Annotated in this window: 19 protein-coding genes; 8 read left to right on the top strand and 11 right to left on the bottom strand. The window is 62.5% G+C overall.

Annotated features, from left to right (window positions below; genetic code table 11):
* Window positions 1-74: 74 nt before the first annotated feature.
* Both DBV08_RS13690 and DBV08_RS13695 read right to left on the bottom strand, forming a co-directional pair.
* Window positions 75-1,670: an amidohydrolase gene (locus DBV08_RS13690; protein WP_124567753.1), complete on the bottom strand. Its 1,596-nt coding sequence runs from the start codon at window positions 1,668-1,670 to the stop codon at window positions 75-77.
* Window positions 1,667-2,626 carry a DMT family transporter gene (locus tag DBV08_RS13695; RefSeq protein WP_124567754.1) on the bottom strand — a complete coding sequence of 320 codons (960 nt, stop codon included), beginning with the start codon at window positions 2,624-2,626 and terminating at the stop codon, window positions 1,667-1,669. The genes DBV08_RS13690 and DBV08_RS13695 overlap by 4 nt, the downstream gene beginning before the upstream one ends.
* Before the next feature lie 51 nt (window positions 2,627-2,677).
* Here DBV08_RS13695 and DBV08_RS13700 point away from each other — a divergent pair, with 51 nt between their 5' ends.
* The gene (locus tag DBV08_RS13700) at window positions 2,678-3,235 is read left to right on the top strand and encodes a TetR/AcrR family transcriptional regulator (protein ID WP_003940110.1); all 558 of its coding nucleotides are present in this window, start codon (window positions 2,678-2,680) and stop codon (window positions 3,233-3,235) included.
* 207 nt (window positions 3,236-3,442) lie between these two features.
* Window positions 3,443-5,083 (top strand): ABC-F family ATP-binding cassette domain-containing protein, encoded by a 1,641-nt coding sequence (locus DBV08_RS13705; RefSeq protein WP_124567755.1) that lies wholly within the window; start codon window positions 3,443-3,445, stop codon window positions 5,081-5,083.
* A gap of 62 nt (window positions 5,084-5,145) precedes the next feature.
* Here the strand turns inward: DBV08_RS13705 and DBV08_RS13710 are convergent, their stop codons facing one another.
* The 6 genes from DBV08_RS13710 to DBV08_RS13735 form a co-directional block, all read right to left on the bottom strand.
* Window positions 5,146-5,634: a nuclear transport factor 2 family protein gene (locus tag DBV08_RS13710; RefSeq protein ID WP_095968581.1), complete on the bottom strand. Its 489-nt coding sequence runs from the start codon at window positions 5,632-5,634 to the stop codon at window positions 5,146-5,148.
* A 27-nt stretch (window positions 5,635-5,661) separates the two neighbouring features.
* Window positions 5,662-6,975 (bottom strand): MFS transporter, encoded by a 1,314-nt coding sequence (locus DBV08_RS13715; RefSeq protein WP_007731424.1) that lies wholly within the window; start codon window positions 6,973-6,975, stop codon window positions 5,662-5,664.
* Between the two features lie 76 nt (window positions 6,976-7,051).
* On the bottom strand, window positions 7,052-8,509 hold the full coding sequence (locus DBV08_RS13720) for an FAD-dependent oxidoreductase (protein ID WP_124567756.1): 1,458 nt from the start codon (window positions 8,507-8,509) through the stop codon (window positions 7,052-7,054).
* A complete protein-coding gene (locus tag DBV08_RS13725; protein ID WP_124567757.1) occupies window positions 8,506-9,288 on the bottom strand; it encodes an SDR family NAD(P)-dependent oxidoreductase in 783 nt (260 codons plus the stop codon). Before DBV08_RS13725 ends, DBV08_RS13720 begins: the two co-directional genes overlap by 4 nt.
* A complete protein-coding gene (locus DBV08_RS13730) occupies window positions 9,281-10,117 on the bottom strand; it encodes an SDR family NAD(P)-dependent oxidoreductase (protein ID WP_007731420.1) in 837 nt (278 codons plus the stop codon). The genes DBV08_RS13725 and DBV08_RS13730 overlap by 8 nt, the downstream gene beginning before the upstream one ends.
* A 49-nt stretch (window positions 10,118-10,166) precedes the next feature.
* Window positions 10,167-10,616, bottom strand: a complete 450-nt coding sequence (locus DBV08_RS13735) for a nuclear transport factor 2 family protein (protein WP_124567758.1) — start codon at window positions 10,614-10,616, stop codon at window positions 10,167-10,169.
* Between the two features lie 138 nt (window positions 10,617-10,754).
* Here DBV08_RS13735 and DBV08_RS13740 point away from each other — a divergent pair, with 138 nt between their 5' ends.
* The 6 genes from DBV08_RS13740 (at window position 10,755) to DBV08_RS13765 (ending at window position 16,240) form a co-directional block, all read left to right on the top strand.
* A complete protein-coding gene (locus DBV08_RS13740; RefSeq protein WP_095968577.1) occupies window positions 10,755-11,477 on the top strand; it encodes an IclR family transcriptional regulator in 723 nt (240 codons plus the stop codon).
* A gap of 131 nt (window positions 11,478-11,608) precedes the next feature.
* Complete coding sequence (locus tag DBV08_RS13745; protein WP_095968576.1) at window positions 11,609-12,574, top strand: pirin family protein; 966 nt, start codon at window positions 11,609-11,611, stop codon at window positions 12,572-12,574.
* A gap of 1 nt (window position 12,575) precedes the next feature.
* Window positions 12,576-13,322, top strand: a complete 747-nt coding sequence (locus DBV08_RS13750; RefSeq protein ID WP_124567759.1) for a pirin-like bicupin family protein — start codon at window positions 12,576-12,578, stop codon at window positions 13,320-13,322.
* Between the two features lie 114 nt (window positions 13,323-13,436).
* Complete coding sequence (locus DBV08_RS13755; RefSeq protein WP_095968860.1) at window positions 13,437-14,219, top strand: pirin-like bicupin family protein; 783 nt, start codon at window positions 13,437-13,439, stop codon at window positions 14,217-14,219.
* Window positions 14,220-14,263: 44 nt separating this feature from the next.
* Window positions 14,264-15,190 carry a PaaI family thioesterase gene (locus DBV08_RS13760; protein ID WP_124567760.1) on the top strand — a complete coding sequence of 309 codons (927 nt, stop codon included), beginning with the start codon at window positions 14,264-14,266 and terminating at the stop codon, window positions 15,188-15,190.
* 66 nt (window positions 15,191-15,256) lie between these two features.
* Window positions 15,257-16,240, top strand: coding sequence for an intradiol ring-cleavage dioxygenase (locus tag DBV08_RS13765; protein ID WP_124567761.1), 984 nt, complete (start codon window positions 15,257-15,259; stop codon window positions 16,238-16,240).
* Window positions 16,241-16,253: 13 nt separating this feature from the next.
* Here the strand turns inward: DBV08_RS13765 and DBV08_RS13770 are convergent, their stop codons facing one another.
* Genes DBV08_RS13770 through DBV08_RS13780 form a run of 3 tightly spaced genes read right to left on the bottom strand, consistent with a single transcriptional unit; the run spans window position 16,254 to window position 19,532 of the window.
* Window positions 16,254-18,614, bottom strand: coding sequence for an excinuclease ABC subunit UvrA (locus DBV08_RS13770; protein ID WP_095968572.1), 2,361 nt, complete (start codon window positions 18,612-18,614; stop codon window positions 16,254-16,256).
* Window positions 18,615-18,666: 52 nt separating this feature from the next.
* Window positions 18,667-19,077: a VOC family protein gene (locus DBV08_RS13775; protein WP_095968859.1), complete on the bottom strand. Its 411-nt coding sequence runs from the start codon at window positions 19,075-19,077 to the stop codon at window positions 18,667-18,669.
* 5 nt (window positions 19,078-19,082) lie between these two features.
* Window positions 19,083-19,532, bottom strand: a complete 450-nt coding sequence (locus DBV08_RS13780; RefSeq protein WP_095968571.1) for a helix-turn-helix transcriptional regulator — start codon at window positions 19,530-19,532, stop codon at window positions 19,083-19,085.
* Window positions 19,533-19,623 lie beyond the last annotated feature (91 nt).

Genomic DNA, 19,623 nt, shown 5'->3' on the forward strand with positions numbered 1-19,623 from the left:
GTCTGTTTTGGGAATCGCTCGATTGCCCCCGCTTCAAAAGCAGCGACAATCGAGCAACAACTAAGGCGAAGGCCCTACACCTCGAAGACGGTCTCACCGCCGACAACCGTGCGCAGGACCGACAATTCATTCAACTCCCCGGCAGCGCTGCGCAACGGATCTCCGTCGAGCACAACGAAATCCGCCAAAAGTCCCACCGCTATCCGACCTTTGTCCGATGACTCACCGGCGAGACGAGCAGCAGCACTTGTGTAGCCGGCCAGCGCGTCGGACGTGGACACCCGTTGATCTGCACCCAGAACATGACCTTCTCTCGTCACACGGTGTACGGCGGTGTTCATCGTGAAGAGCGGGTTCACGGGAGTGACAGGACAGTCGCAATGCAGCGCGTAGGCAAGCCCGGCCGCCACGACCGAAGCCACGGGGCTGATCCGCTCGCCGCGACCCGGTCCGAGGAACCGATCACGGTGCCGGTCTCCCCAGTAGTAGACGTGGTTCACGAAGATCGACGCCACCACCCCGAGTTCGACCATCCGCGCGATCTGATCCTCCCGCAACGTCTGAACGTGCTCGAGTCGATGTGAGACCTCGACGCCCGGGTGTGCTGCCCGCGCCGCGGCAATTGCGTCCAGTGCGAAATCGATGGCCTGATCACCATTGGTATGAATCGCAACCTGTCGCCCGGCAGCGTGATGCTCCTCGACGAGCGCCCCGAGTGCGCCTGCCGGGATTGCCATTCCGCCGCAGTGGCATCCATCCAGATCGTGGTACGGCTCGGTCAGCGCAGCGGTGTGCAACTGAATCGACCCATCCGAAATGAGTTTGACGCCACCCACCTGGACTCGGGTCGTCGGATCGGCGAGTTCGCCCAACTGATCGTGCACTCCGTGACCGAGATAGAGACGCGCACGCAGACGCAGATCACCATCGGCATCGAGTTGCCGGTACGCCTCGTACATCTCGGCCGTGACATACATGTCGTGGAAGCTCGTCACGCCCACCGACGCCATGACTTCCTGGGCCCGCAGCATCGCGATCTTGGACGCATCCGGGTTCATCTCCGGAACAAGGCCGTGCACCAGAGACATTGCCGGAACCTCGCACAGTTCACCAGTGGGTACACCGTCACTGTCGCGAACGATGACACCGCCCTCCGGATCGACCGTTGCGGAATCGATCCCGGCCTTCTCCAGTGCAACCGAGTTGACGTAGATCCCATGAGCAGACAAGTGCCGCACCAGAATCGGATGCTCGGTGGAAGCCTTGTCCAGATCAGCCGCGGTCAGACCTCGATCTTCCGCCACGAGGCTGTCGTCGAAGCCCCACGCTTCGATCGGCTCACCGACTGGTGTGATCGCGGCCCGCGCAGCCAACGCCGTGATCAACTTCTCGACGGTCGGGCACGCACTTGTCGTTGCGTCGACCCCACTGAGCATCAAACCCCACATCATCGGATGTAGATGAGTCTCGATGAACCCCGGCACAACCACCGCGCCGGCGAGATCGACAACGGAAGTGCCCGAATCGGTCAGCGCCGAGATCTCGGCATCAGTTCCGAGGGCAACGAATCGGCCGTCCTTGACCGCCACAGCGGTCGGGTTTTCGCCGACCGCTCCGTCCATGGGCCTGAAGTCGCCGTTGATGTAGATGTGGTCAGCCGCCGTAGTCATACGCTTGTCTCCATTCGTTTTCCGACAACAGTCGTCGAGGACTTCTTCGCGGGCATCCGCGTCGCCACAACCACTCCGGCCAAAATCATTCCGGCACCCGCGAGTTGGACGAGAGTTGGGGTCTGCGCGAGCAGCACCGCGCCGAACACCATCGCCGACGCAGATTGCAACACAAGGCTGGCGGCGACTGCACTGGCAGGCAGACGCTGACTGGCACTGGCCACCAGCAGCCACCCGATCACCTGAGACACCAACGCGAGCAGCACAAGCCAGCCTTGAGCTGCGAGCGAAGGCGTCAGATCCAAGGTTCCACTCACGAGGCCGTATGCACCTGCGGTGAGGGCAGTAGCTCCCGTCGAGACGAACATCGGCAGAGCCGTTCTACCCGCCGCCCGAGTAGCCAGACCCATCAGGAAGATGTAGACCGCGTAGGCACCTGCGGCAATCACGGCAAACGACACTCCGACAGCGGGATTCGATCCCGTGAGCGTCGTGCTCGTCCCGGCTACCAGAGCAACTCCGACAAAGAGCAACGGAAGGCTGGCGACCAGTTCTCGGCCGATCCGTTGGCGCAGAACAACATAGCCGAGGATTGCGACGAACAGCACCTGCAGGTTCAGTATCACAGTCGAAAGACCGGCCCCGATCGAATGAATCGACTCGTGCCAGAGCACCAGATCGATTCCGAGGAAAGCGCCGGCGAGTAGAGACTTCACGATCCAGGGCGTTGCCGTCGACGGTCGTGGTGACCGGCGGCGCTGGACGAGCACGAGCACGCCGAGAGGGATGAGCGCATAGAGACACCGAAAGAATGCACCCGTCGACGGAGACACTCCCGAGAGTTCGTAGAGCACCGAGGTCAACCCGAGGATGCATGCTCCGGCGACGACTACGCGCAGGTCACGACGGCGTAGTTGACCGCCGGACAGCTCGCGCGGCGATACCTCATCACTCATGGTGATAATGTATCACCCACACGGAGACTGTCATACGGGGAAGATGCGTGCATGAGAACTCCGGTGACCCGTGAACGCGTGATCGCTGCCGCAGCCGACCTGGTCGACAGCAAAGGCGCCGACGCTCTGGTACTGAGTCAACTCGCCGAGACCCTCGACGTCCGGCAGTCAGCCCTGTACAAACACGTCGACGGGGTCGACGACGTCCACCATCAACTCAGCCTCCTCGCACGCAACCTTCTCGCCGAACAACTGCGCGCCGCCGCGGTCGGTCTCTCGCGCGACGACGCCGTCATGGCGCTCGCCGACGCATGGCGTGCCTTCGTCCGAGTGCACCCCGGTCTCTACGCCATCACCGACCGCTACCCCACCGCTCCGCACCCTGATCTGGTCTCGGCCGTCGGTGAGGTGGTCGACGTGATCAACAAGGTGATCGCGGGATACGGTCTGAGCCCGGATGATTCGGAGCAGGCGGCATGGTCTCTTCGGAGTGCGCTGCACGGTTTCTGCATCCTCGAATCGGTCGAGGGCCAACCGGCCGGCACCGACCCGGATCGGGTGTATCGAAGACTGGTCGAACTTCTCTGCGCCGGTATTGCTCGTATGTAAATACCGGCTCCTGTTATCGTCGGATGAAACGACACAGACCACAAAGGATCAGACATGGTTGGTGAACTCGACATCTCCGGATAAAACCGGGCATGACGGCCACAGGCAGACGCTTCGAGCGCTGCCGTCGTGGCCATGTTGTCGTTCACTCACCCGACTTTTTGCGGAGCAGCGTAGCCGCGCCCGCACGACACCTGAGGTCTATTCATGTCCGATACCTACATCGTTTGCTCGAATCTGTCTTTTGCCTGGCCGGACGACACTCCGGTCTTCGACGAATTGTCCTTCTCCGTGCCCGGTGGCCGAACCGGGCTGGTCGCCCAGAACGGCGTCGGGAAAAGCACTCTGCTCAGATTGATCGCCGGCCAACTGCGCCCACGCGCCGGCAGTGTGTCCGTCGACGGCGTTCTCGGATACCTTCCGCAGGACCTGCCACTGACGGGCGATCTGACCGTTGCCGAGGTCTTGGGCATCGCCCCGACGCTCGCTGCGTTGGACGCCGTCGAATCCGGGGACACACGAGAAGAACACTTCACCACAATCGGGTCCGACTGGGATATCGAGGAACGAACGCGTGCCCAACTCGGTCGACTCGGTTTGGCCGACATGACGTTCGATCGTCGCCTCGACACTCTGAGCGGCGGGCAGGTCGTCTCGCTCGGACTGGCAGCTCAACTACTGCGACGCCCCGATGTCCTTCTCCTCGACGAACCCACCAACAACCTCGACCTGGACGCGCGCCGCAGGCTTTACGACGTTCTCGACGACTGGAATGGTTGTCTGTTGGTCGTCAGTCACGATCGAGGACTACTCGACCGTATGGACCGCATCGCCGAACTTCACAGCGGCGAGATCAGCTTCTACGGTGGCAATTTCACCGACTACGAAGCCGCGGCACGCTCTGCTCGCGAAGTGGCGGAGAAGAACATCCGCAACGCCGAGCAAGAGGTCAAGCGCGAGAAGCGCGAACTGCAGCAGGCCCGAGAACGCGCTTCACGACGCGCAAGTAACGCCGCCCGCAATCTCGGGAACGCGGGCTTGCCCAAGATCTTTGCGGGGACCATGAAGCGCAATGCTCAGGAGTCGGCCGGCAAGGCCAACGAGACACACCTCGCCCGGGTCGACGCGGCGAAGGACCGGCTCGATCAAGCCGGCCGCGCTCTTCGAGACGACCAGACGATTTCACTCGAATTGCCAGGCACTCACGTACCCGCCGGACGCATGGTGTTCCTTGGTGAGCGAATGCAATTCGCGTTCGGCGATCGTGCGATCTTCACCGACCCCGGCATTGACCTGGCCATTCGAGGACCGGAGCGCATCGCCTTGACCGGGCCGAACGGCGTCGGAAAGTCGACGTTATTACGCATCGTCAACGGCGATGTGGCGCCGACTTCCGGTGAGGTCAAACGAGCCGACGGTCGAGTGGCATACCTGTCGCAGAGGCTCGACCTTCTCGACCCCGCGCGGACGGTCGCAGAGAACTTTGCATTGTCCGCTCCGGGACTTCCGGCACCGGAACGCATGAACATCCTGGCGCGCTTTCTCTTTCGGGGTGCGGGTGCTCACCTACCCGTCGCTGCGCTCTCGGGCGGTGAACGATTGCGGGCTACGTTGGCGTGCGTGCTCTTCGCCGATCCGGCCCCGCAACTGCTTCTTCTCGACGAGCCGACCAACAACCTCGACTTGGTGAGCGTCGCGCAACTCGAAAGCGCCCTGAACGCGTACCAGGGGGCGTTCGTGGTGGTCAGCCACGACGAGAGATTCCTGGCCGAAGTGAAGGTCGAACGCTGGCTGAGGCTCTCGGACGGCCGTTTGAGCGAGGTCGCCGCACCGGAGGCAGCGGGCTGATCCGAGCAGTGAACAGACGAAAGGCCTTCACANNTGTGAAGGCCTTTCGTCTGCATGGCCGGTCAGGGAGTTCTGGTAAAGACCGGGTCGTCGAACGATCGACGTTGTGTCACCCAGTCCGTGGGCAAGACGTTCTCGATCACGTCTTCACGGGACTCGTCGAACACGACGATGCGATCGGCGATTCGCCACTCACCACGGCGCCTTTCGAACCTGTCGACGTAACGGCACTTGATCGTCGCAAGCGTCTGCACCGACTCCGAACCGGAACGCTCCTGACGGAGGAAGCACAAGCAGTACGACTCGCACTGAGCGACATCGCCGTTGACGTCGATCAGTACGTTGGAGATGCAGTGAATCGACGAGTCGATCGTCTTGTGTCTGAGCTTCATGTCTTCGATGAGCCCGTCGACGGTTCCGATGTAACCACCGTGGTTGTCTATTGCGTCGTCGAAGTAGCAGAGAGCTACGCTGTCGAAATCCTTCCGATCGACGGCCCGAGCGTAGCGATACAGAACTTCGGTGATTTCTTGCTTGTCAGCGAGGGACACGGTCAGGCTCCTGTTCTCACGAGGTGATCAATCAACCTGCAGTTCGACACCCTTGGTCTCCTTGATGAAGAAGACCGTGACGAGGGTGATCACGGCACAGAACACGAAGTATCCGGCCGGGGCGAGAGAGTTACCGGTCAAGCTGATGAGATAGGTGGCGATGAATGGCGCGGTGCCACCGAGGAACATGTTGGTGACGTTGTTACCCAATGCCAGACCGCTGTATCGCACAGATGCTTTCAGCATTTCGACATAGGTCACGTACGAAGCACCGTTGACAACGGAAACGCAGATGAAGAGAACAGACTGACCGACTACCGCCTGCCAGATACCAGAACCGGCCATCATCATGAACATCGGGATTCCGAGAACCACTGCGGCGGCACTACCGGCGAACAGCACCGGTCGACGCCCGTACTTGTCTGCCATGTATCCCGAGATCGGCAAGGTGATGACGCCGAGAACCAGTGCAAGAGAAGTGGAAAGGAACGCAACCCGTGACGAATGACCGCCCGTGGTCTGCAGGTAGGTCGCGGCGTACACCGAGGCGATGTAGTAACCGCCGGTGATGAGTGCGCCCAGCAGGATGATCTTGACGACGCTGCCACCGGAGGTGCTGAGCAGTTCCCGGATGGGGAGCTTCTTGGTCTCGCCCTTGTCCTGCAGTTCTTCGAACTGAGGAGTGTCTTCCATCTGGCTACGGATCCAGATACCGATGCCACCGATCAGCAGGCTGAGCAGGAACGGGATACGCCACGCCCATTCGAGGATCTGCTCCTGCGAGAACACCGAGGTCAGGCCGAGCGCCATGAGCGAAGCTGCCAGCGAACCCAGGTAGGTGCCGGTGTTGACCATCGACGTCTGTGTGGCACGCCACCGCTTGGGAGCGGACTCGGAGACGAACGCGTTGGCGCCTCCGAGTTCACCGCCTGCCGCGAAGCCCTGAAGGCAACGAGCCAGAACGAGGATGGACGTGGCCCACACACCCAGCGTGGCGTATGTCGGCAGCAAGCCCATGCCCGCTGTCGCCAGAACCATCAGAAGGATGGTCCAGGAGAGAGCATTCTTTCGGCCGTACTTGTCGCCGATGTGGCCGAAGAAGATTCCGCCGGGCACGCGTAGGAAGAAGGCCACGGCAAATGCTGCAAAGGTACCGAGCAGTGCCGCATTCGGGTCGTGGGAGACGAAGAACAGCGCGGCGATGGTGGTGGCCATGTATCCGTAGATACCGAAGTCGTAGTACTCGACGACGGTACCGACGATGGCCGCGCGAATTACCTTCGTCGTCGACTGTCGTTCGGTTGCCACGCTGCTGCCCTCGGTGGATTCGGCTCTCGCCATGGTCTCATTCTCTGACATGTTGTTCCCTGCCTGGATTGGATACTGACTGGATTCGGTGCCGCGCAGACGTCGGACGTCAGGAGTGCGCGATGGAATGGACCGGTGCGCTGTCAGCGCTGGTCCTTGTGTAGTTCGCCGCATTACGTCCCGCTACGCGGCCCATGGTCAAAGCGTTGGCAACTGCATTGCCGCCACCCACGTATCTCAGTCCGAGGATTCCGGCGCCGGCCTCACCCGCGGCGTACAGACCCTCGATAGGTACTCCGGTGCTGCCGAGCACGGCCGCATCGGTGTTGATCTCCATTCCCGCGTGCGTGCAGACGAGCTCTGCCGGAAGGATTTTCGCGGCATAGAACGGAGCTGTCGCAATAGGATCCGGGTTGCCGACGGCGCCCTTGTTACGCAGCGTGCGATGGCGGAGGAAGTCGTCGTCGTGACCGCTGGGCAATTGCTCGTTCCATCGACGCAGGGTTTGCGTCAACGTCGCAACCGGAACACCCGTCGCCACTGCGAGGTCTTCGATCGTGTCCGCGCGAATCGTGCCACCGGCGGCGACTTCTTCCTCGATACGTTCGGGGTTCCAATCCGCATATCCCGGAGCCAGATTCACGCGAGCGTTCTCGTCGAAGATCATCCAACCGTATCCACCCTGATGGTCGATGATGCCGGTCGAGACCGCGTACGAGCTGTCCTCGTCCATGAATCGACGGCCGTCCTGGTTGACGTAGATCCGCGACTTCGGCGGAAAACCGGCCTGCCAGTGATGGAATCGTTGGAAGTAGACGGTGGGCAGCATCAGGCCCCATCCGTCGCCCACTACGGAAGCACCGAGGTCTTCGGCAAAACGAAGATGGTCTCCGCGGCTCCCCTCGGCTGCGACGACGAACAGTGAGTCTCCGGCCTTGTTCGCGTCCGGGAAGTGGCGCTTGACCAACCCCGGATCTTGCGCGAATCCACCGGATGCAACAACGACGGCGCCCGCAGGTACCTCGATGTCGTCGGCGACAACACCGACAACCCGACCGTCTTCCTCCATCAACTTCTGTACTCGCGTCCCGAAGATGACCTCGATGCCGTGCTTACGACGCGCTTTGTCGAGCACCTGAATCAGTCCGTATCCCTGATCCTTGGGCACGTGGCCGCGCCAGACGTCCTCGACGCCGGCCTGCGCGAGCCCCGGCTGGTGTGCGTTGCCCGAGATCGCCGCGGGAACCTCGACGCCGAGTCCGATCAGCCATTCCAGTGTCGGACCGGCGTTTTCGCAGAACGCACGAATCAGCCCGGGTGAGAGCATCCACTGGTTGAGGTCCATGTAGTGCTGGAAGAATTTCTCCGCCGAGTCGTCGACGCCGAGGCCGGCCTGCACGCTTGTTCCGGCGGCCGTGAAGATTCCGGCCGACAGCGCAGTGGATCCACCGAGTTCGGTTTCGGACTCGAACAGCAGAACGGATGCGCCTTCTTCAGCTGCGGACACCGCAGCGGCGAGGCCTGCTCCGCCGCCGCCGATGACAACGACGTCCCAGTGCTCGGTCATGAAAGTTCTCCAGTCTCCGCGATGATGCGGTGGTAAAGACCGTTCGACACCAACCCGCCGTCGACAGTGAGTTCCGTACCGGTGGTGTAGGTCGAACTGTTCGAGAGCAGGAACAGCACTGCTTCGGTGATCTCGTCGAGAGTTCCCATGCGCCCGAAGGGAACCGACTTCAGCGATGCGGCGACGAAGTCGTTTGCGCCGCCGAGCAGCGCTGTGCCGACCAGTCCCGGGTGCACAGAGTTGACGCGAATCCCCCACTGCGCGAAATTGCCTGCGGCCGACTTCGACAGACCGGTCAGACCCCACTTGCTCGACGAGTAAGCCGGAGAAAAGTATCCGATCTGACCGGCAATGGACGAGATGTTGACGATCGATCCACCGCCACTCTCACGCATCAGCGGTGCCACCGCCTTCATACCGTAGAACGGGCCGAAGAGGTTGATCTTCATGGTCAGTTCCCAGATGTCGTTCGGGGTGTCCATGAATTCGAGCCGCCGCGAGATGCCGGCGTTGTTGACCAGTCCGCCGAGTTCTCCACGAGTAGTGCGAATTTCGTCGACGACCCGGACCCAAGCTTCGGCATCGGTGACGTCGAGGAGATGAGCCGAAGCTGATCCACCGGCCGAGACGATGTCGTCGACCACGCCGGATGAATCGGAAACATCGGCGATGCAGACGTGCGAACCACGGGCCGCGAGGGTCCGTGCGTGGTGCGCTCCCATCCCGGCAGCACCGCCGGTGACGAGAACGACGCCGGGGTATGTCATGGACTCAGACATGCCGCGAACCACCGTCGACCGCAATGCTGTGCCCGGTGACGTAACGCGCGCTGTCCGAGAGCAGGAACAGCAGCGGTCCGAAGACCTCTTCGGGCGAGCCCAGACGATGCAGCGGCACCGCGTCGAGTGCGTTCGCGAGTGCGATCGGATCTTCCTGAACCCACTTCGTCATCGCCGTGTCGATGTAGCCGGGCGCGATGGAGTTCACCCGAATACCCTTGTCACCGAACTCCACTGCGAGAGACTCCGTGAGGTGCGCGACGGCGGCTTTCGACGTGCAGTATGCGCCTCTCCCCTTCCGCACCCGCAGTGCAGATACCGAGGACATGTTGACGATGGCGCCGCCGGGACCGAGGTGGCGCGCCGCCGCCTGAGCGCCGTAGAGCACTCCTTCGACGTTGACACTCAGCGTTGCGCCGATCTGCTCCGGGGTGATCTCCTCAGCCAGCGCGAACGGGAAGATACCCGCATTGTTGATCCAGAAATCGACCCTGCCGAACTCCTTCAACGCCAACTGCGCAAGCAGTTCGTGCTCGTCGGGCTTGGTGACGTCGACCCGAGCTCCGACGACGCGACCCGGCTTGTCCGCCAGTGCATTCGATTCCAGGTCCGTGTTGATTCGTGCGGCCGTGGCGAGCATCTGCTCTTCGTTGATGTCAGCACCGACGACGTGTACGCCGCGTGTTGCCAGTCCTTCGGCGAACGTCGCACCCATACCCTGGGCCGCGCCGGTCACCACTGCGACCTTGCCTGCCAACTCCGGGTACACCGCCGACATCTGCGTCACAACGGTACGGCCCGGGTTCGTCTGGTCAGAGCTTTCGGTCATGATGTACTTCTCCTACTGAATATTGTTGTGCAAGAAACTTTTCGGTACTTCAGCCTTGTTCGGACACTCGAGGTGCGTCGTCTCGGGAGACGGTGCGGCGGGCGATCTTCCATTCCTCACCGACCTGAACCATGCGATCAGCAACAGTCGTCATCCGCACCAGTCGCGACTCGCCGCCGCGCGCTGTGGCAACGATCTGCAGGTACCCGTTCACTGCGAGGGCACTGTCGCCCACCGCTTCGACGACGACGTTCGTCACAACATGCCGATGCACCTCGTCGACGGCTTCCGCCGCAGCGTAGAAGCGAGCAGCGAACGCTGCAAGGTCGTCGAAACCGACCACGGGTTCCGGATAACTGGGGGAATGAAATTCACCGTTGTCGGTGAATGTCTGCGCCCAATCCTGGTGGCGCCCGGAGTCTATGCAATGACTCTGGTGGCCGTACAGCTGGTGGATTGCGACAACGTCCTCCGTTGCCACGACGCGATAGTTGCTCATGAAGGTTCTCTCCGAACACGCTGCGCTGCATCTGCCCGAAGGTTGTGCAGCTCCGTAAAGTGTGCGATAATCGCACGCACTGTGCGATATGTTCAAAGCGTAGGTGGCATACCTCACAAACGTCAAGAAAGGGATTTGATGTCAGAGCTGAGCGAGGAACACCGACCGCGCAAAAGTGCAGTTCAAGTGGACTCCAGCATGTCGAAAACGCTGCACCACGGACTCGAAATCTTGGAACTCCTGACGTCCTATCCGCATGGCCTTTCGGTCACCGACATCGCCGACGGAGTGGGAGTCCACCGAACCGTCGCCCATCGGTTGATTCGAACACTCGAGGCACATCACCTGTGTCGCAAGGACTCCTTCAAGCGCGTCACTCTCGGCGCCGGCCTGGTCACCCTCGCCGAACCGGTGGAACAGGATTTGCGCACTCTCGCCCGCCCGATACTTCAAGAACTCGCCGAGGCCACCGAGGCGACCGCGCACCTGGTGGTCCGCGAGAGCGCCACCGAAGTGCGCGCGCTGATGGTGGTCGAGCCGCGCAGCGCCAAGGTTCACGTCGCGTTTCATCCAGGGCAGGTCGATCCGATCGACCGCGGCTCCGCCGGGCTTTCCATCCTTGCTTCACTCCCGCCGACGAGCGGGGAACGAGAGGAAGTGGCGGCCGCACGCGCACGCGGCTACGCAGTGACCGTCGGCGAAGTCATCCCGTCCGTCCTGGGAATCTCGGCAGTGATCCCCGGCCGACGCCGCGACGCCATCTCCAGCCTCGGAATTTCCGTCTTCGACTCCGAGGACCAAGCAGCGCTGGGCGCCGAGGTCATGGCGGCTGCAAAGACCCTGGGCAGCATGTTGCGCTGATCCAGACAACAGGCTGATCCGAACACCAGTCGAGCCCCGGGAATACCCGGGGCTCGACTTTGTTGACTCCTGATGAGATAGTTGAATAATCAACTACCTGACATCAGCTTCACGGATACAAGGAGTACGACATGCCTGCTGTGACAGTCGAGAACATCTTGGCCCTGCCCCGCCTCGACGAGCCGGCAGAGTCAGCAGTCGACCGCCCCGTCAAGAGCATCACCACCGCACCGGTCGGATACGAAGGTGAAGGCTTTCCCGTTCACCGCGCCTTCGCGGGCATCGACCTCTCCGCTCTCGATCCCTTCATCCACATGGACCAGATGGGTGAAGTCAACTACGCCCCCGGAGAGCCCAAGGGCACTCCGTGGCACCCGCACCGCGGCTTCGAAACCGTCACGTACATGATCGACGGCATCATGGAGCACCAGGACTCCAACGGCGGCGGCGGTGTGATCGGCGGCGGCGACACCCAGTGGATGACCGCCGGCGGCGGCATCCTCCACATCGAAACTCCGCCGGAGCACCTCGTCGTCAGTGGTGGCCTGTTCCACGGCGTCCAACTGTGGGTCAACCTGCCCCGCGACAACAAGATGGCAGCGCCGCGGTACCAGGACATCACCGGCAACAAGGTGGCCCTGCTTTCTTCGTCGGACGGCGGAGCCCTGGTACGCGTCATCGCCGGAGACATCGCCGGCCACGCCGGACCCGGATCGACCTACACGCCCATCGCGCTCTCCCACACCACTGTCGCCCCGGGTGCGAGCCTGACTCTTCCCTGGAACCCCGAGTTCAACGCCATCGTCTACGTGCTCGCCGGCGAAGGAACGGTCGGAGCCGAGCGTCGACCCATTCGAACCGGGCAGACGGCTGTCTTCGGACGCGGTGACTCCATCACCGTCGCTGCTTCCGATCGCCAGGATTCACGGACCGAATCCCTCGAGGTCTTCATCCTCGGCGGCAAGCCGATCCGCGAGCCGATCGCCATGGCCGGACCGTTCGTCATGAACACCAAGTCCGAGGTCATGCAGGCTTTCGAGGACTTCCAGGCCGGACGCCTAGGATCCATCCCGGCAGCACACGAGAAGCTGAGCTGACATGTCGTCGACGGTCGTCCAACGAGCGGACGAACGTAGGCACCTCGACTACGGCTGGCTCACGGCGCGTCACAGTTTCCCCTTCGCGGGAAACTTCGATCACGCCGCGTACGCGCACGGACTTCTGTTGGTGAACAACGACGACATCATCGAAGCCGACTCCGGTTTCGACACCCATCAGCACCGCGACACCGAGATCGTGACGTGGGTGCTCAGCGGATCGCTGGTTCACCAGGATTCCGCCGGGCACTCCGGTGTCATCCATCGGGGCCTCGCACAGAGAATGAGCGCCGGCTCCGGAATCCTGCACTCCGAGCGCAACGATCGCTGGCGGGCCGATGGCACCCGTGTCACCGAACCCGTTCACCTCGTCCAGATGTGGATTCCGCCGGACGAATCCGGAGTCACTCCGAGTTATCAGGAACTCGACATCAATTCCGAACTCGACGGCGGCGGCCTGATCACCTTGGCGTCGGGGATGCCCGCGCATCGCGATCACAGCGCGATCAGTCTGCACAACAAACATGCGGCACTTCATGTTGCACGCCTCGAGACCGGCGGGTCGGTATTCCTGCCGGACGCACCGTACGTGCACGGGTTCGTTGCCCGCGGCACCGTCGACGTCGAGGGAGTCGGACTACTCGGAGCAGGAGATTCGTTGCGACTCAAGGATACTGGAGGTCACCTCGTCCAGGGAATCGACGATGCCGAGATACTCGTGTGGGAGATGCACGCGTCGGCGAACTGACGACACCACCGAGTACGCCCAATGCTCGGACTACACAGCAGGTTCGTCGTAGGGTGGATGCCGGTAGTGGTGGATCCGGCAGTGGTGGATCCCGGTGGCGCAGAAGGAGGAGCCATGGCATCTGGTCGAGCACAGGCCCCACGGACGACACCGCACATCGATGTGCACCGCTCCGGTGATCGCTTGAAATCCCGCGTCTCCTGGCTGGATTCGAAGCATTCGTTCTCGTTCGGACAGCATTACGATCCGGACAACACCCATCACGGACTGCTGCTCGTGAACAACGACGACACCGTACTGGCGGGAACCGGCTTCGACACCCACCCCCACAAGGACATGGAAATCGTGACGTGGGTGCTTCGCGGTTCACTCGTGCACCAGGACTCCATCGGCCACAGCGGCGTCATCTATCCCGGACTCGCCCAGCGTATGAGTGCCGGCACCGGAATCATGCACAGCGAGAAGAACGATTCGTGGCGCCTCGGCGGCGAACAGCATTCCGACCCCGTACATTTCGTGCAGATGTGGGTGGTACCGGACGAAGGCGGACTCACACCCGGGTACGAGCAACTCGAGATCGACGACGAACTGCTGCGCGGCGGTCTGATCCCGGTCGCCTCCGGAATGGACCGTTACAAGGATCATTCGGCGATTCGCATCAACAACAAGAACGCTGCCATGCACGTCGCTCGCATTCTGCCCGGCACCTCCGTTCATCTTCCCAGCGCACCGTTCCTGCATGTCTTCGTCGCGCAGGGCACCGCCGAGATGGAGGGTGTCGGCACACTGTACGAGGGCGATGCCGTCCGGTTGAGCGATTCGGGTGGGCAGCAACTGACCTCCGACGCCGGGGCCGAAGTCCTCGTCTGGGAAATGCATTCCCGTATCGGAGGTTGAGACCCGGTCTCGGCCGGACTGTGCGCGCTGGAGATACTCGACGGATGAGCATCGACAACTCCGCCGCGCCCGTCAAGAAGCTTGATCCCCTCAACACCTTGATGGGTGTGCGTGCCGTGTCGGTTGTGCCCGGGGACCTGGGCTTCGCCCAGTCCGTCGGCCCGCGATTCCACGATCACCGTGGCAAGACCGTGCTCGGTTCCATCGGAGTCATGATCGACGGAGCCATGGGCGGCGCGGTGTACTCGGGACTGACTTCCGGGCATCAGTCCGTACTCGCGCAGGTCACGGTCAGTGCCGGCGCAGACATCCCCGCCGTCGCGGACGTCGGTGCCACCGGCACACTCGTGCATCTCGACGACGGCGTCGGCCTGGCATCCGGGCAACTTCACGACGACAACGGCACCCTCCTGGCAGTGATGGCCGGCCGCGCCATGGTGGTCTCGCGTCCTCCCGTCGTCGGAATCGACGACTACGTGGAGGGTGAGCCACTGCCCGTCCCGGTACCGGAGAAGACCAGCGACCTGCGCGGGCTGTCCGGATCCGACGTCGTCGAAGGAATCCGCGACGGCAAACTCGAACGCGGCCCGCTCGCCGGACTCCTCGATCTTGCGGTCGTCGACGTGACCCCGGGTTCCGTCGTGGGCGAGTTCGCCCCGGTCACCTGGATGGCCAACCCACTGGGCGCTGTTCAGGGCGGTGTCTTGATCTCGGCGGTCGACGCGGTTACCGGCCTGGCAGCACAAACCCTGACCAGCATCGATCAGGACTATCGCGTCCTCGACCACAAGATCGACTTCCTGCGCTCGCCGGACATCGGTGGACCGATCATGCGCGCCGAGGCCGTCGTGATTCGTGCCGGGCGCAGGCTCGCGCTGATCGAAACTCGCATCGTCGACGCCGGCGGACAGGTCTACGTGCGGGCCACGTCGAGCATCCAGATGCTCTCCCAGCAAGTTCACAGCGGATAACCAGTTCCGCACCAGGCCGCCCGTCCACCATTGAGACAACAGCCCACACAATGGAGGTACAGCGGCGTGAACAAAGACATCGAAGCAAGCCGGCTACGCGTGAGCCGTCGACGGGCCCTCGCCCTCGGCGGAACCATCAGTCTCGGCGGGCTCATCGCAGCGTGTTCCGGTAACAGTGGCACCGCCACGACGACTTCAACTGCGGCTGCGTCGACGACAACCGCGTCCGGAACTTCCGCCGCTGCCACGTCCGGCGATGCCGTCACCGCGCTTCTGGCCAAGGCGCCGCAGTGCGTCATGAGCAAGGAAGAGACGCAGGGGCCCTACTGGTTCGACGTCGACTCCATTCGCGGCGACATCCGCGAAGACCGTCCGGGCACCACACTGCAGGTGGCAATGCGCGTGCAGGACAACAGCCAGTGCAACGTCGACGGCAGCATCGGCGCGGTCTCCAACGCCGTCGTCGAGATCTGGCACTGCGACGCCGGCGGCGTGTACTCCGGTTTCGAATCCGGATCCCTGAGCGCCAACGGCGGTGGCGGCGGCGGAACGCCCCCGGCCGGCGGAATGGGCGAACCTCCGTCAGGTGCACCCGGGGGTGGAATGGGCGAACCTCCCTCAGGCACACCCGGAGGGATGGGCGGCGGGATGGGTGGTTCCGGTGAGACCTCCGACGGTTCGTACAGCGTCGGCGACACCGAAGCCACCACCACGGACGACGGCACCTACCTGCGCGGTGCCCAGACCACCGATGCAAACGGCATCGCGCAGTTCACCACGATCTTTCCCGGCTGGTACATGGGCCGCACCACTCACATTCACGTCAAGGTGCACATCGACAAGAAGACGGTCCTCACGTCGCAGACCTTCTTCGACGAGACCCTTCTCGACGAGGTGTACTCGCAGTCCCCGTACAGCGAGCACACCGGTCGTGAGAACAACACGAACAACGCCAGTGACGGCATCTACGACGACACCGGCCTCATGACCGTCGAGAAGCAGTCGGACGGTTCCTACCTCGCCGTCATCAACCTCGGTATCGACGCCTGAGGTAGGAGCCGACTCAGCTGCCCACGTATGCCGCGAGGTGCTTTCCGGTGAGGGTGGAGCCGTCGGCAACCAGCTCCTCGGGAGTGCCCTCGAAGACGATCCGGCCACCGTCGTGACCGGCACCCGGGCCGAGGTCGATGATCCAGTCGGCATGCGCCATCACGGCCTGGTGGTGCTCGATGACGATGACGGACTTACCGGAATCGACGAGTCGATCGAGCAAGCCGAGCAACTGCTCGACGTCGGCCAGGTGCAGTCCGGTGGTCGGCTCGTCCAGGACGTACACACCACCTTTCTCCCCCAGGTGTGTTGCCAGCTTGATTCGCTGACGCTCACCGCCCGACAGCGTCGTCAACGGCTGGCCGATCGTGAGGTACCCGAGCCCCACGTCGACCAGTCGTACGAGGATCTTGTGCGCCGCAAGCGTCTTGGCCTCACCGTCGCCGAAGAACTCCTCGGCCTCGGACACTGACATCGTGAGAACCTCGTTGATGTCCTTGCCACCGAATTTGTACTCGAGAACTTCCGCCTGGAAGCGCTTGCCCTCGCACTCCTCGCAGAGCGTGGCAACTCCGGCCATCATCGCCAGGTCGCTGTAGATGACGCCGTTGCCGTTGCACGTCGGGCAGGCACCCTCGGAGTTGGCACTGAACAGCGCCGGCTTCACGCCGTTGGCCTTGGCGAATGCCTTGCGGATCGGATCGAGCAGCCCGGTGTAGGTTGCCGGGTTGCTCCGACGCGAGCCGCGGATTGCGCTCTGATCGACCGACACCACGTCTTCGCGTTTCGCGAGCGATCCGTGGATCAGCGAACTCTTACCCGATCCGGCCACACCGGTCACCACGACGAGTACGCCGAGCGGCACGTCGACGTCGACGTCCTGCAGATTGTGCGAGTTCGCTCCACGGATCTCGATTGCGCCGGTGGACTCGCGCACGGTCTCCTTGATGGCGGCCCGATCGTCGAAGTGACGCCCCGTGACGGTGTCGCTGGCACGAAGGCCTTCGACGGTGCCCTCGAAGCAGACGTTTCCGCCGGCGCTACCCGCGCCCGGACCGAGGTCGACGATGTGGTCGGCGATCACGATCGTCTCCGGCTTGTGCTCGACAACGAGCACCGTGTTGCCCTTGTCCCGCAGGCGCAGCAGAAGGTCGTTCATCCTTGCGATGTCGTGCGGATGCAGGCCGGTGGTGGGCTCGTCGAAGACATACGTGATGTCGGTGAGCGAGGAACCCAGGTGACGAATCATCTTGGTGCGCTGAGCTTCACCGCCGGACAGTGTTCCCGACGGACGGTCGAGACTGAGGTAACCGAGTCCGATCTCCACGAACGAGTCGAGCGTTTCACCGAGCGTCGTGAGCAACGGAGCGACCGACGGCTCCTTCAATCCGCTGACCCATTCCGCGAGATCGCTGATCTGCATCGAGCAGGCGTCGGCGATGTTGACGCCCTTGATCTTCGACGACCTGGCACCCTCGCTCAGTCGCGTCCCGTCACATTCGGGGCAGGTGGTGAACGTGATCGCACGCTCCACGAAGGCCCGGATATGGGGTTGCATTGCGTCGACGTCCTTGGCCAGGAACGACTTCTGAATCTGCGGAATCAGACCCGTGTACGTCAGGTTGATTCCTTCGACCTTGATCTTGGTCGGCTCCTTGTAGAGCAGATCGTTCAGTTCTTTCTTGGTGTACTTCTTGATCGGCTTGTCGGGATCGAAGAAGCCGCAGCCGCGATAGATCCGGCCGTACCAACCTTCCATGCTGTAACCGGGAACCGTGATCGCACTCTCGTTGAGCGACTTGGTGTCGTCGTACAACGCGGTCAGATCGAAATCGTTGACCGCCCCTCGTCCCTCACAGCGCGGACACATGCCGCCGGTGATCTTGAAGCTACGACGCTCTTTCGTCTGACGGCCTCCACGTTCCATGGTGACCGCGCCTGCTCCGGAGATCGAGGCCACGTTGAACGAAAACGCCTGAGGCGAACCGATGTGAGGCTTTCCGAGACGGCTGAACAAGATGCGGAGCATCGCGTTGGCGTCGGTCGCGGTTCCGACTGTCGAGCGCGGGTCGACGCCCATCCGCTGCTGATCGACGATGATCGCGGTGGTCAGGCCATCCAGAACATCGACGTCCGGCCGCGCGAGCGTCGGCATGAATCCTTGAACGAAAGCGCTGTAGGTCTCGTTGATCATCCGCTGCGATTCCGCGGCGATCGTACTGAACACCAGCGAACTCTTGCCCGAACCGGAGACGCCGGTGAAAACCGTCAGCCTCCGCTTCGGGATCTCGACGCTGATGTCTTCGAGATTGTTCACCCGCGCGCCTTGCACGCGGATCAAATCGTGGCTGTCTGCAGTGTGCAAGGCAGTCATCGTGTCTCCATCTGTCAGTCGATCGCCGACGGTCTCAGCGCAGTTGACGGTCTCAGCGCAATTCTTGAATACGGATCAGGTTTCCCGCTGGATCGCGGACGGCGCAATCGCGGACGCCGTACGGCTGCTCGGTCGGTTCTTGGACTATGTCGATGTCGCCGGCCTGAAGCCGCTCGAACGTATCGTCCAGATCTTTGGTGGCCAGGAGAAGTCCGCCGTACGTGCCCTTGGCCATCATCTCGATGATGGTGCGGCGCTCGTCGTCGGTGATTCCGGGATCGACGGCCGGCGGATGCAGCACGATGGAGGTGCCGGGCTGGCCGGGCGGTCCTACCGTGATCCAACGCATGCCGTCGTAGCCGACGTCGTTGCGAACCTCGAAGCCGAGGGTGTCGCGGTAGAAGTTCAGGGCGGCGTCAGGGTCGTCCTGCGGAAGGAAGCTCGAGTGAATGGTGATGTCCATGGCGATCACGTTAATTGCGGTTGTGGGGTCTGCGCTTCTCGATTCCTGATCGGTCTGGTGACTTGTTTGGACACGCAGGACGGCATTCCGGCCGTCGACTGTTCGGCCTCGCGCCGATAGACGCTGGGCGGGACCCCTACCAATTCGGTGAACTTACTGCTGAAAGTGCCGAGAGAGCTGCAGCCGACTTCGAAGCAGACGTCCGTGACACTGAGGTCCCCGCGGCGCAGTAACGCCATTGCGCGCTCGATTCGCCTGGTCATCAGGTAGGCGTACGGCGGTTCGCCGTACGCCTGACGGAATTGGCGACTGAGATGCCCCGCAGACATGTTCACTCCCCGCGCGAGCGCCTCCACGTCCAGAGGCCGCGCGTACTCCCGGTCTATACGGTCTCGCACGCGTCGTAGTCGCGCGAGGTCCTGCAGGTGCGGATCTGCGGCAGGTCTGCTGGTCACGTATTCGATCGTGCCATGCCATACCGACGTTGCCCAGCACAAGAGATGAACTCGGCGTGGAGCGATCGCGCACACACCGAGCAGTTCGTCA

The organism is Rhodococcus sp. KBW08 (genome assembly GCF_003852455.1).
In the GTDB taxonomy this organism is placed as follows: Bacteria; Actinomycetota; Actinomycetes; order Mycobacteriales; family Mycobacteriaceae; genus Rhodococcus_F; species Rhodococcus_F baikonurensis.